11 protein-coding genes and 1 tRNA gene are annotated in these 12,379 nt (G+C 68.5%); 4 read left to right on the forward strand and 8 right to left on the reverse strand.

Features of this window, described 5'->3' with window-relative positions; translation table 11 throughout:
- The first annotated feature begins 32 nt into the window (after positions 1 to 32).
- Together GC106_RS46095 and GC106_RS46100 are read left to right on the forward strand one after the other, a co-directional pair.
- On the forward strand, positions 33 to 1,136 hold the full coding sequence (locus GC106_RS46095) for an MBL fold metallo-hydrolase (protein WP_246368353.1): 1,104 nt from the start codon (positions 33 to 35) through the stop codon (positions 1,134 to 1,136).
- Positions 1,137 to 1,193: 57 nt separating this feature from the next.
- Positions 1,194 to 1,282, forward strand: a tRNA-OTHER gene (locus GC106_RS46100).
- A gap of 62 nt (positions 1,283 to 1,344) precedes the next feature.
- Here the strand turns inward: GC106_RS46100 and GC106_RS46105 are convergent.
- On the reverse strand, positions 1,345 to 1,779 hold the full coding sequence (locus GC106_RS46105; RefSeq protein ID WP_173142533.1) for an Hsp20/alpha crystallin family protein: 435 nt from the start codon (positions 1,777 to 1,779) through the stop codon (positions 1,345 to 1,347).
- Between the two features lie 73 nt (positions 1,780 to 1,852).
- On the opposite strand from GC106_RS46105, the gene GC106_RS46110 reads away from it, so the two are divergent.
- Together GC106_RS46110 and GC106_RS46115 are read left to right on the forward strand one after the other, a co-directional pair.
- Positions 1,853 to 2,518, forward strand: a complete 666-nt coding sequence (locus GC106_RS46110; protein ID WP_217281827.1) for a serine/threonine-protein kinase — start codon at positions 1,853 to 1,855, stop codon at positions 2,516 to 2,518.
- 126 nt (positions 2,519 to 2,644) lie between these two features.
- Positions 2,645 to 3,724 carry a J domain-containing protein gene (locus tag GC106_RS46115; protein ID WP_173142534.1) on the forward strand — a complete coding sequence of 360 codons (1,080 nt, stop codon included), beginning with the start codon at positions 2,645 to 2,647 and terminating at the stop codon, positions 3,722 to 3,724.
- A 49-nt stretch (positions 3,725 to 3,773) separates the two neighbouring features.
- On the opposite strand, the gene GC106_RS46120 is transcribed toward GC106_RS46115, so the two are convergent.
- From GC106_RS46120 to GC106_RS46150, 7 genes are all read right to left on the reverse strand, one after another.
- Complete coding sequence (locus tag GC106_RS46120; protein WP_173142535.1) at positions 3,774 to 4,727, reverse strand: sigma-70 family RNA polymerase sigma factor; 954 nt, start codon at positions 4,725 to 4,727, stop codon at positions 3,774 to 3,776.
- Positions 4,728 to 5,162: 435 nt separating this feature from the next.
- The gene (locus tag GC106_RS46125) at positions 5,163 to 5,399 is read right to left on the reverse strand and encodes a helix-turn-helix transcriptional regulator (RefSeq protein WP_173142536.1); all 237 of its coding nucleotides are present in this window, start codon (positions 5,397 to 5,399) and stop codon (positions 5,163 to 5,165) included.
- Complete coding sequence (locus GC106_RS46130) at positions 5,396 to 6,247, reverse strand: ABC transporter permease (protein WP_173142537.1); 852 nt, start codon at positions 6,245 to 6,247, stop codon at positions 5,396 to 5,398. The genes GC106_RS46125 and GC106_RS46130 overlap by 4 nt, the downstream gene beginning before the upstream one ends.
- Positions 6,244 to 7,152: an ABC transporter ATP-binding protein gene (locus GC106_RS46135; protein WP_173142538.1), complete on the reverse strand. Its 909-nt coding sequence runs from the start codon at positions 7,150 to 7,152 to the stop codon at positions 6,244 to 6,246. The genes GC106_RS46130 and GC106_RS46135 overlap by 4 nt, the downstream gene beginning before the upstream one ends.
- 126 nt (positions 7,153 to 7,278) lie before the next feature.
- Positions 7,279 to 8,955: a malto-oligosyltrehalose trehalohydrolase gene (gene treZ / locus GC106_RS46140; RefSeq protein WP_173142539.1), complete on the reverse strand. Its 1,677-nt coding sequence runs from the start codon at positions 8,953 to 8,955 to the stop codon at positions 7,279 to 7,281.
- Positions 8,952 to 11,135, reverse strand: a complete 2,184-nt coding sequence (locus GC106_RS46145; protein WP_173142540.1) for a malto-oligosyltrehalose synthase — start codon at positions 11,133 to 11,135, stop codon at positions 8,952 to 8,954. Before GC106_RS46145 ends, treZ begins: the two co-directional genes overlap by 4 nt.
- A partial coding sequence (locus GC106_RS46150; RefSeq protein ID WP_246368350.1) for a glycogen debranching protein occupies positions 11,135 to 12,379 on the reverse strand: 1,245 nt, incomplete at its 5' end. The genes GC106_RS46150 and GC106_RS46145, both read right to left, overlap by 1 nt.

A 12,379-nucleotide genomic window follows, 5' to 3' on the forward strand; every position in this document is an offset into this window, starting at 1 on the left:
GGTACTCTGACTTGGTGGGACGTATGAAAAGGATGGTCGGCGCCGCGCTGGGTGCGACGGCGGCCGGCTTGCTCGCCCGGGCCGCGTGGGGCGTACCGGCGGCGATGGGCGCACGGAACCTGCGCGCGGTGGCACGCGGCGAGCGCGCCGAGCGCGTGCGGCGTTCGCCGCAGTTCCGTGATGGCAAGTTCCGTAACCAACACCCGACCCAGTCGACGCCGGATGGTGACACGCGGGACCTCATCAAGCGGTACCGCGCCGACAGGGATCGCCGTAAGCCACGAGGCATCGTCCCGCTCGTGACGCCGTCGAGTGACGTGACGCGCACCGATGGCCTATACGTGACGTGGTACGGACACGCGAGCACACTCGTCGAACTGGACGGCGCGCGCGTGTTGTTCGATCCCGTGTGGAGCGACCGGGTGTCGCCGTCGGCGCGCCTCGGCCCGAAGCGGATACACCCCGTACCCGTATCGATCGACGAACTGCCCACGCTTGACGCGATCGTCATCTCCCATGACCACTACGACCACCTCGACCTGCCGACGGTGCGTGCGCTGGTGCGTACCCAGGTTGCGCCATTCGTTGTGCCCCTGGGCATCGGGGCGCACCTGGAGCGCTGGCAGGTACCGGCCGACCGGATCGTCGAGCTGGACTGGAACGAGAGCACCACGGCGGGTCCGTTGCGGTTGACCGCGACGCCGGCGCAGCACTTCTCCGGTCGCGGTCTCTCACGCGATGAGACGCTGTGGGCGTCATGGGTCGTCGCCGGTCCGCGGCGCCGTGTCTTCTACAGCGGGGATACGGGATATTTCGACGGTTTCGCGAGGATCGGCGCCGAGCACGGGCCGTTCGACGTGGCACTGGTGCAGATCGGCGCGTACGACACGATGTGGCCCGACATCCACATGACGCCGGAGCAAGGCGTGGCCACGCACGTGGACGTGCAGGCGCACGTGCTGATTCCCGTGCACTGGGCAACTTTCACGCTCGGCCTGCACGCGTGGGGCGAACCGGTGGATCGGTTGTGGCGCGAGGCAAAAGCCCAGGACGTGACACTCGTGGTCCCCAAACCGGGCGAACGCGTGGACATCGACGCGCCACCCGCGGTGGACGGGTGGTGGCAGACACTTTGACGCGATGCACTCGAAAGGGCGTAGAGAAGAGTCGCATAGTCGAGTGAGAATATGGGCCTCGCCATAGCTCAAGTGGGAGAGCACTCCGGCCGGTAGGCGACTACCGTCGCGGGAGAGGACGCACGGTTCGATTCCGGCTGGCGAGTCCGCGAACAGGGCCGGATCCCACGGCGGGAACCGGCCCTGTGCTCGTGTCCACAGTGGAGTGTCAGCTGGTGGTGATCTGCCGCGGCTCGGACTCCGCCGAGATCTCGATCTTGCGCGGCTTCGCGCGCTCGGCGATCGGGATCGTCAGCGTGAGCACACCGTTGGCGTACGAGGCGTTGATGTGGTCGGTGTCCAGGGTGTCGCCGAGGAACAGCTGACGGGAGAAGACACCGAGCGGGCGTTCGGACACCTGCATCTGGACATCGGTCTTGTGCTCGGGCCGACGCTCGACCTTGACGGTCAGCACGTTGCGTTCGACGTCGAGCTCGACCGCCTGGGGGTCGACGCCGGGCAGGTCGAAGTGCACCACGAACTGGTCGCCGTCCCGGTAGGCGTCCATCGGGATCGACGCCGGCCTGGTCCACGTTCCCGCGGGCTGGAAGAACTGCTGGGTCAGCCGGTCGAGCTCCCGGAACGGGTCGGTGCGCATCAACATTGTCGGATCCTCCCTTGCCGTGTCGGTGGTGTTGTTACGCACGTACCTCTGTTCTAGCACTGTCATCGGTCCGTTGACAAGAGCCAATGTCGTCATCATGATGACGTTCATGGACAGCTACGACGACGCGCGGCGCTTCCTGGCCGAACAGGGCTGGGGCGAGTCCGCGACAACCGAGGCGATCAGCCTGGTGCGGCGCGTGGCCGAGGGCGGTGACCAGCCGACCTCCGCGGAACTGCTCGCCGCCCTGGTCGTCCTGCGGCAGGTGCGGGACGACCTGGCGCGCTGGGAACCGGAACTCATCTCCGCCGCCCGCGACCAGGGCGCCAGCTGGGCGGCGATCGCACCCGCGCTGGGCCTGGCCAGCAGACAGGCCGCCGAACGCCGCTACCTGCGGCTGAGCCCGCTGCCGTCCGGCACATCCGTTGGCGAACAACGAGTCCGCGAGGTTCGCGACCGCCGGGCCGCCGACCGCGCGGTCGGCGAATGGGCCCGGAAGAACGCCGCGGTCCTGCGCCAGCTCGCCGGGCAGGTCATCGGCCTGCCGGGGATGCGCCCGCGCAAACTCGCCGCGGCACTGTCGGAGGACGACCCGGCCGCCCTGCTCCCGCCGCTGATGGCGATCCGGGAACGCCTGCGCACCAGCCATCCCGAGCTGGCCGACCGGATCGGCTCGGTGACCGACCAGGCCGACCAGCTCAGGACGGCGTCCCGCGCGTCCCGAGCCAGGGGTGAGTGAGCGGCCCGACCTTGATCGAGTCAGCGCCCTGATCCGGTAACGGCCGCCCCTCCTGGCTCCTCACCCCTCACCCGCGGTGAGTGGCCCGTTTCGTTGAGCGGGACCGGGACCCAATATCTTTGTCGCGTGCAGAACGTCGACTACTACGAACTGCTTGGCGTCGACGAGAACGCCACAGCGAACGAGATCAGGTCGGCGTACCGGGCACTGGCCAAGGTCATGCACCCTGACGCGGGTGGCACGGCCGGCACGTTCCGGCTCCTGCGCGAGGCGTACGAGACGCTGTCGGATCCCGCGCGCCGGGCGTACTACGACAGCGAGGAAGACGACGAGGACGAAGCGCCTGCCGCGCCCACGGTCCCGCGCGTCGCCCGCAAGATCGTGCGGGACGACCCGAACTACGTTCCGGCGCAGGCCGAGATCCCGGTCGACTCGATCCCGTGGTGGCACACCGTGACCACCACGCAGGCGGTGATGTCGCCGCCGCTCAGGCCGGAGCCGCCGGTACTGGCCGCGGCGATCGCCGGCTGGGTGGTCCTGTTGCTGGCGTTGATGCTGGTGTCGCCGCCCGTGCCGTTGCTGGTGATGTGGCTGCTCGCCTTGCTGGCCTCGGGGGCCGCGTTGTTGAAGTCCGTGCGACGGCATCTCGACGTGCGGACGGCGAACAAGGCGTTTCTGGCGCGGTTCGGCGTGAACCAGATCTACGGCACGCCCGGCGTCGGCACCGACCACCGCGCCGAGCAGCTGACAGCGAACCTGCTGGCCACATACTTCACGCGGCTGCCCGCTGTGCGCATCTTCCACGGCATCGCCGAGCCGGGTTCGGTGTTCGCCGACGTGAACCACGCTGTGCTGTGCGGACGCAGGCTCGTGCTGATCGAGTCGAAGATGTGGCTGCCAGGCCACTACGACGTCGACGAGGACGGCGAGGTCTGGCGCAACGACCACCCGTTCCGTGGCGGGTCGATCCACCTGGCGTCGCAGCTGGCGGAGTTCCGCGCGCACTGGCCGGAACTGGAGGTGCGCGGGGTGTTGCTGCTGTACCCCAGCAGGCCCGGCGAGATCACCACGGACTACACAGGCGCCACGATCCCGCCGATGGTCCCGGCCGACTTCGTCAGGGAGATCGGCGGCTGGCTGGCCGCCGACCCGGTGACGGTCGACAAGAAGGCGTTCACGGCCGTGCTGGCGCAGGTCGTGAACTGAGACAAAAACGCCCCGGGCCGTCGTGGACCGGGGCGTGCTGTGGGAACTGTCAGCCTGCCAGGGCCAGCAGGTTCTGGTTGCGGCTCGGGTGCCGCAGCTCGGCGAGCGCGTGCTTCTCCAGCTGGCGGATCCGCTCACGGGTCAGCCCGATGCGGTCGGCCACCTGCTGCAGCGTGTACTCGTGGCCGTCGTGCAGGCCGTAGCGCAACGAGAGGATCAGCGCCTCCCGCTGCGGGAGCGTGGCGATCTGCTTGCGCAGCTCGCTGTACAGCTCCTCACGCTCGAGGATCTCGGCCGCGTTCTCCGCCTCCATGTCGGGCACGAGGTCGGCGATCTTCGAGTCGCCGTCCTCACCGACCGGGGTGTCCAGGCTGACCGCGTCACGGCCGGCGCGACGCAGCTCCACGATCCGCTCGGCCGTGGTGCCGACCTCCTCGGCCAGCTCCTCCGGCGTGGGGTCGCGGTTGAGCTTGCTCTCCAGCTTGCGCTCGACCCTGCGGAACTTCGCCAGCTCCTCGACGACGTGCACCGGCAGCCGCACCGTGCGGGTCTGCTCGGCCAGGCCACGGCCGATCGCCTGCTTGATCCAGGCCATGGCGTACGTGGAGAACTTGAAGCCCTTCGAGTAGTCGAACTTCTCGACCGCGCGGATCAGGCCGAGGTTGCCCTCCTGGATGACGTCCAGCATCGGCAGGCCGGCCTGCGCGCGCTTACGGGCCTGGGAGACCACGAGCCGCAGGTTCGCGCGGATCATGTGGTCCTTGGCCCGGACGCCCTCCCGGGCGATGATCTTCAGCTCGGCCGGGTCGTGCGGGATCTCCTCGCCTTCGGCGTGGCGACGGAGCAGCTCGGTGGCGTAGAGTCCGGCTTCGATACGCTTGGAGAGCTCGACTTCCTGCTGTGCGGTGAGCAGTGGTGTCGCTCCGACCTCGGCCAGGTAGTATCCAACCAGATCGGCGTCTTCGCGGAGGCGTGGAACGGCCTTGGTCGTCTCGACGGACATGGTCTCCCCCTTTCAAGGGCGCGCAGGTCTCACCCCACGCCGCCTTGGTCCGACGCGAGGCTGTGAACGAGGTGTCCGGGCGTTTGCCGGTTACGCAGCGTTCAACGGTACCTGTCTGCTTGGTATTCCACGTGTGCGACGATCGACACATGGCAACAAGACGCCCGTGTCACTCGAACAGGTACGATTCAGCCTAGATTGTAGCCCTGAGCAGGGCGAACAGGCGCCCGAATTATGACCGGACCCTGTCAAGTCGGCCTGAAAACGCGTGACGAGGATCACTCCCGAGCTGGACGCTGTCTCAAGCCTACATCAAGCAGAATCGCCCGCGCCTCGGCCCGGCGGCTGGGACTCCACGGGACGAGCGCCGCGGCAGAGTTCCGCGGCGCTCGCTCTGGCGTTGGCCAGGCGTCCATCGGCCTGGTGGCTGGCAGGTCAGCCGGCTTTCTCCGCGCCGATCCGGGGGAACGGTGACGTGGAGAACACCACCTCCACGGCCACCTCGAAGTACTCGGCGATCTTCAGCGCCAGGTAGAGGCTGGGACTGTACTCGCCGCGTTCGAGGTAGCCGATCGTCTGGTAGTGCACGCCCAACGCGTCGGCCAGCTGGCGGCGGGAGATGCCGCGCTCCGCCCGCAACATGGCGATGCGGTTGTAGATGGCCTCGCTCATGTCACCCTCTGTAGTGCCTTCTCACGCCGTTGCGCCATGCTCGCCCCCGACTCCCGGCGTGCCATCCTGCGCAGCACAGCCGGGGCGAGGATGAAGCCGATCACCGCCCAGAGACCGAGCACACCGATCGTCTCCAGGTGCCGCCACGAACCGCCGATCTCGACGACCGCCATGCTGTCGGGCAACAGGGCCGAGCGCATTCCCAGGCCCAGCCAGTAGATCGGGAACAGCTGGCCGACGAACCGCAGCCACTCCGTCATCTCGCCGAGCGGGGCGAAGATACCGGAGATCGCGACCAGGCCCATCACCGGCAGCATCAGCACGCCCGCGTTGCGCGGGTTCTCGAACAGCGAGCCGAGGATCGCGCCGATCGGCATCGTCGCCAGCAGGCCGAGCACCAGCACGCCGATCAGAGTCACCCATGAGCCGACCGAGTCCAGCGCGAGACCGTCGAACAGCAACAGCCCCGGGATCAGGATCACGAGCAGGTTCACCACCGTGAGACACGCGATGAGCACGACCTTTCCGGTCAGGTACCCGAACATGCCGTTGGGAATGGCCTTGGCACGCAGCAACGTGCCGTCCTCGCGTTCCACGGCCAGGTGCTGTGTCACGGTCATCATGCCGCTGAACGCCACGCTCATCCCGAGCACACCGCTCAGCGACATGGTGCCGAGCGAGAACCCGGTCGTCCCGACGGTCGAGCCGCGCATGAAGATCATCACGGTCAGCAGGATCAGGTTCGGCACCACGATGCCGATGATGTCGGTCGACGTGATGAACGACTGCCGGAACTCGAACAGGCCACGCCGCATGCCCGACCGGGCGGCGGACACGAGCGGCGTCATCGGGCCACCTCCACGAACTCACGCTCCGCGGCCTCGTACTGGCCGGACTCGAAGGCCACCACCATGGCCATGTACGTGTCCTCCAGCGTGCCGCGGCGCACCTCCAGATCGGCGATGTCGTCGCCGTGCTGCTTGAACAGGTCGTGCACGAACTTCGTCGCCTCGGTCGTCGCGTGCACGTACCGCTGGCCGTGCAGCGTCCACTTCACTTCGGTCTCGGTGGCCATCTGCAGCGACAGCTGGTCGGCGGACCCGTCGGCGATCACCTTGCCGCCCGCCAGGATCAGGATCCGGTCCGCGAGTTTCTCCGCCTCGGCCAGGTCGTGCGTGGTCAGCAGGATCGTGGTGTCCTCGTCGGCCAGCCGGTGCACGAGTTCGTGGAACTCACGCCGGGCCGCCGGGTCGAAACCGACCGTCGGCTCGTCGAGGAACAGCAGGTCCGGACGCCCGACGATGCCGATGGCCACGTCCAGCCTGCGCCGCTGCCCGCCGGAGAGCCTGTGCACGCGCTTGCGGGCGTGCTCGGTCAGGCCGACCACCTCGATCAGCTCGTCGGCATCCCACGGCCGGTGATAGGGCTCGTAGAAGGTGGCCAGATGCGCCAGCAGGTCCCGCACCCGCCATTTGCCGTGGTCACGCCACGACTGCAGGACCACGCCGAGCCGCGCCCGCCAGCTCTCGTCGGCGTTGGCCGGGTCGACCCCCAGCACCGAGACCTCGCCCGCGGACCGCATCCGGAAGCCCTCGAGGATCTCGATCGTCGTCGTCTTGCCCGCGCCGTTCGGCCCGAGCAGCGACAACACCTCCCCACGGCGTGCCTGGAAGGTCACGCCCTTCAGCACGTCGTTCGTGCCGTACCGCATCCGCAGATCGCGGACGTCGAGCACCAGATCGTCTCCGATCATGGCCCCCTCCCCATCTCATGTCTCCGTCGAAATGTAGCAGACCTACTACATTTGACAACAGACGTCCGCCCAACCGTCGTGAGTGTTTATCCGTGTTCTAACCCGGACAAACACTCACGAGGGTTTTCAGCGGGCGACGATGGCGAAGTTCTCGGGCGGGATCACCGGGCCGGTCACCCCGAGCAGGACCTCGCCGGACGGCCGGGGGACGTCGGTCTTGCCCAGGTTGCACACCAGTTGGATGCGACCGCGGTGCAGTGTCACCACGCGGTCGTCCTGATCGACCGAGAACGTGTCCAGTCGCGGATCGGACAGCTCGGGGTGCTTGCGGCGCAGGGCGATCAGCGACTTGTACGTCTCCAGCACGGCGGCATGCCCGGGACTGTCCACCTCGGACCAGTCGAGCCGGGAGTTCTCGACCGTCCGCAGGTCCATCGGGTCGGGCACCTCGGACTCGCCCCAGCCGTGCTCGGCGAACTCCTTGCGGCGGCCGGTCCGGACAGCGTCGGCCAGGCCGGGGTCGGGGAATGACGCGAAGAACTGCCACGGGGTCGACGCCGCCCACTCCTCCCCCATGAACACCATTGGCGTGTAAGGAGAACAGAACATGATCGCGGCACCGCAGGCGAGCACCCCCGGCGAGACCGTCGCCGACATCCGGTCGCCCTGCGCCCGGTTGCCGATCTGGTCGTGGTTCTGCAGGAAACACAGGAACCGATGGCCGGACGTCACCGACTTGTCGATCGGACGGCCATGGGTGCGGTCACGGAACGAGGACCACGTTCCGGCGTGGAAGAAAGCGTTCTCCAGCGTGGTCTTCAGGGCCCCGGGGGCGGCGAAATCCGCGTAGTAGCCCTGCGTCTCGCCGGTCAGGAAGACGTGCAACGCGTGGTGCAGGTCGTCGCACCACTGCGCGGCGAGGCCATAACCGCCGGCGGCGCGTGGTGTGACGTGCCGCGGATCGTTCAGGTCGGACTCGGCGATCAGGCTCAACGGCCGCCGCAGGGCGGCGGACAGGGCATCGACCTCCTGCGCCATCTCCTCAAGGATGTGCGTGGCCCGGGTGTCCAGAATGGCGTGGATGGCGTCCAGGCGCAGCGCGTCGACGTGGAAGTCCCGGAACCACATCAACGCGTTGTCCAGCACGTACCGGCGGACTTCGTCGGAACCGGGGCCGGTCACGTTCAACGCCGGGCCCCACAGGTTGCGGCCGGCGAAATACGGCCCGAAGCGGTCGAGGAACGCCCCGGACGGCCCCATGTGGTTGTAGACCACGTCCAGCACCACGGCAAGCCCACGGGCATGCGCCGCGTCGACGAAGCGCTTGAACCCGTCCGGCCCGCCGTAGGGCTCGTGCACCGCGCCCCACAGAACGCCGTCATACCCCCAGCCGGTCGTGCCGTCGAACGAGTTCACCGGCATCACCTCGACGAAGTCGATGCCGAGGTCCACCAGGTGGTCCAGCTTCGGGATCGCCGAGTCGAACGTGCCCTCCGGCGTGAAGGTCCCGATGTGCAGTTCGTACAGCACGCTGCCGGGCAACGCGCGTCCCGTCCAGGACTGGTCGGTCCACGAGAAGGCGCCGTGGTCGTAGACCCGGGACGGACCGAAAACGCCTTCCGGCTGCCGCAGCGAGCGCGGGTCCGGCAAGGGCGTCTCGTCATCGTCCACGAAGAACGAGTAGTCGGTGCCCGGCACGTCGGCACGCCACCAGCCACCGGGTTCCCCGGTCATCGGGTGGATTTCGCCGTCGACCCGCACCCGCACCCGCGACTTGCCGGGCGCCCACACCGAGAACGTCACTCGCCGCTCCGAACCAGAAGTGCCACCGGATACTGGAAGAACACGTCGGCGACCTGGACGTCGCCGGAATACGACCGATCAGTCAGCACGTCGGTCCAGGGGCCGTCCAGGGCGACGGCCGTGTCGCGCCACCCGCCGGACCGCCCGAGCCCCACCGGCAACCGCGTCGCCAATGTGACCAACCCGTTGCGGGAGAAGCCGATCACGTGCTCGGCCGCCCCGCCTGTGGCGGTGACCGGCGCGTACCCGGTGAACAGCTCGGGCCGTTCCCAGCGCAGCCGCAGGGCCTTCGACACCACGTGCAGCTTCGCCGCGCCGGACTCGTCGATCGGCGGCGGCGTGGCGGCCGACTCGATCCCGGCCAGGATGTCGCGGCGCGACCCGAAGTCCACCGGCCGCCGGTTGTCCGGGTCGACCAGCGAGTAGTCCCACAGCTCGGTGCCCTGGTAGACGTCCGGGACACCGGGCATGGTCAGCTGCACCAGCTTCTGCCCCAACGAGTTCGACCAGCCCGGGCCGCGCACGCGCGAGACGAACTCCTCGATCTCCGCACCCAGCTCGGCGATCACCCGCGCGGGCCACGCGGCCACCTCGGCGTCGAACTCCTCGTTGCGGTCGGTCCAGCTGGTCGCGATCTTGGCTTCCCGGGACGCCTTCTCCAGATACCCCTGGAGCCGCTCCGCGCTGATCGGCCACGCGCCCACGATCGTCTGCCACGCCAGCAGGTTCAGCGTCGGCTCGGACAGCCCGGCCTTCGCGGTCCACCGGTGCACCAGGCCCGCGAACTCACCGGGCAGCTCCGACAGCACGGCCAGCCTGGCGCGCACGTCCTCGGAGCGTTTGGTGTCGTGAGTGGACAGTGTGGTCATGCTCGTCTCGGCCGCCTCGGCCACCTTGGCGTGGAACTCCGCCACCGGGACGCCGAACCGGCCGGGGTCGCTGCCGACCTCGTTCAGCGCCACGAACCGGTTGTACCGGTAGAAAGTCGTGTCCTCGACGCCCTTGGCCATCACCATCGCGGCGGTCTGCTCGACGCGGGACGTCAGCTCGCCGCCCGGGTCGGCCATCATCCGCTCACCGATCCCGCCGGACGGCAGGTTCTCGGTCACGCCATCGGCCAGATACGAGCGGTACACCGGGAATCGCGGCAGGAAGGCGAGGACGGCCTCCTCCGGCACCCCGAGCCGGGCGATCCGGCGGACTTCGGCGCGCAGCAGGTGCTCGGCGGCCCACCGCTTGCGGTCGGCCTCCATCGCGTGCAGGTCCTGATCGCCCGCCAGCTCGGTGAAACCCTGCTCCCCCGCTGGATCGACGAACACCCCGCACACCAGGCGAAGCGCGTCGTAGCCCGTGGTGCCGTGCACCGGCCACGACGACGGCAGCTTCTCGTCCGGGCCGAGGATCTTCTCCGCCACGATCCAGGCCGACGGCGCCGCGGCACGCAGCCGCCGCAGGTACTCGCCCGGGTTGGCCAGGCCGTCCGGGTGGTCGATCCGCAGCCCGGTGACCTCCAGGTTCGAGATCCACCGCAGCACGGTCGCGTGCGTGGCCTCGAACACCTCGGGGTCCTCGACCCGCACCGCGGCCAGCGTGGTGATGTCGAAGAACCGCCGGTAGTTCAGCTCCGAGTTGCCCCGCCGCCAGTTGACCAGGCGGTAGTGCTGGCGCTCGTGCACCTCCTGCGGCGTGCCGCCTTCGGTGCCGGGCGCGATCGGGAACCGGTGGTCGTGGTACCGCAGTTCACCGTCCTCGACGGACAGATCGTCCACCGAGTCCGAACCGAGCACGGGTACCAGGACCGGGCCGGTGTCCCAGTCGATGTCGAAGTAGCGGGCGTACTTCGACGAACGGCCGTTCGCCAGCACGTCCCACCACCACGGGTTGGCCGGCGGGTCGGCGATGCCCATGTGGTTGGGCACGATGTCGATGACCAGTCCCAGCTCCAGCTCCTGCAGCTCACCGACCAGTCGCATGCGGGCGTCCTCGCCGCCCAGCACCGGGCTGGCGGTCGTCGGGTCCACCACGTCGTAGCCGTGCGTGGAGCCCGGCGTCGCGGCCAGCACCGGGGACGTGTACACCGCGCCGACGCCCAGCGCGGCGAGGTAGTCCGCGATCTCGGCGACGTGCTCGAACGTCATGTCCGGCCCGAGCTGGAGGCGGTAGGTGGAGCTGGGGATCATCAAACCTCTTCCTCGGTTCGTTGCAGCACGACCAGCGAACGGGCGACCACCTTGAGCGTGGACTTGGCCGGGATGGCCGGGCCGGTGCCGATCTCACCGGTCGCGGTGTCCACCACGACGGTCCAGTTCTCCGCGTAGTCGCCGTTGGGCAGCGTGACGTCGATGTCCTCGTGGTGGGCGTTGAAGCACAACAGGAACGAGTCGTCGGTGACCTGCTCGCCGCGCTGGTCGAGGTCCGCGATGCCCTCGCCGTTGAGGAACACGACGATGCACCGGCCGAACCCGGACTCCCAGTCCTGCTCGGTCATCTCCTGGCCGCTGGGCGTGAACCAGCCGATGTCGCGCAGTTCGTCGCTCTTGCGGATCGGCCGTCCGGCGAAGAACCGGCGGCGCCGGAACACCGGGTGCTCCCGGCGCAGCTTGGTCAGCCCGGCGGTGAACGTCTTCAGGTCGGCGTACTCCTCGGCCCGTTCCCAGTCGACCCAGGAGATCTCGTTGTCCTGGCAGTAGGCGTTGTTGTTGCCGTTCTGGGTGCGGCCGATCTCGTCACCCGCCAGCAGCATCGGCACGCCCTGCGACAGCATCAGGGTGGCGATCATGTTGCGGCGCTGCCGGGCCCGCAGGGCCAGCACCTCGGGATCGTCGGTCGGTCCTTCGGCTCCGCAGTTCCACGACCGGTTGTCGTTGGCGCCGTCACGGTTCTGCTCGCCGTTGGCCTCGTTGTGCTTGTCGTTGTACGACACCAGGTCGTTCAACGTGAAGCCGTCGTGCGCGGTGACGAAGTTGATCGACGCGAACGGCCTGCGGCCGTCGTCCTGGTACAGGTCCGACGAACCGGTGATGCGGGACGCGAACTCGCCCAGCGTCGCCGGTTCACCGCGCCAGAAGTCCCGGACGGTGTCCCGGAACTTGCCGTTCCACTCGGTCCACAGTGGAGGGAAGTTGCCCACCTGGTAGCCGCCAGGGCCGACGTCCCACGGCTCGGCGATCAGCTTGACCTGGCTGATCACCGGGTCCTGCTGGACGATGTCGAAGAACGCGCTCAGCCGGTCCACGTCGTAGAACTCACGCGCCAGCGTGGCGGCGAGGTCGAAACGGAACCCGTCGACGTGCATCTCGGTCACCCAGTACCGCAGCGAGTCCATGATCAGCTGGAGGGTGTGCGGGTTGCGGACGTTGAGCGAGTTGCCGGTGCCGGTGTAGTCCATGTAGAACCGGCGGTCGTCGTCCACCAGCCGGTAGTA

Source organism: Kibdelosporangium persicum (genome assembly GCF_013280595.1).
Lineage (GTDB): Bacteria > Actinomycetota > Actinomycetes > Mycobacteriales > Pseudonocardiaceae > Kibdelosporangium > Kibdelosporangium persicum.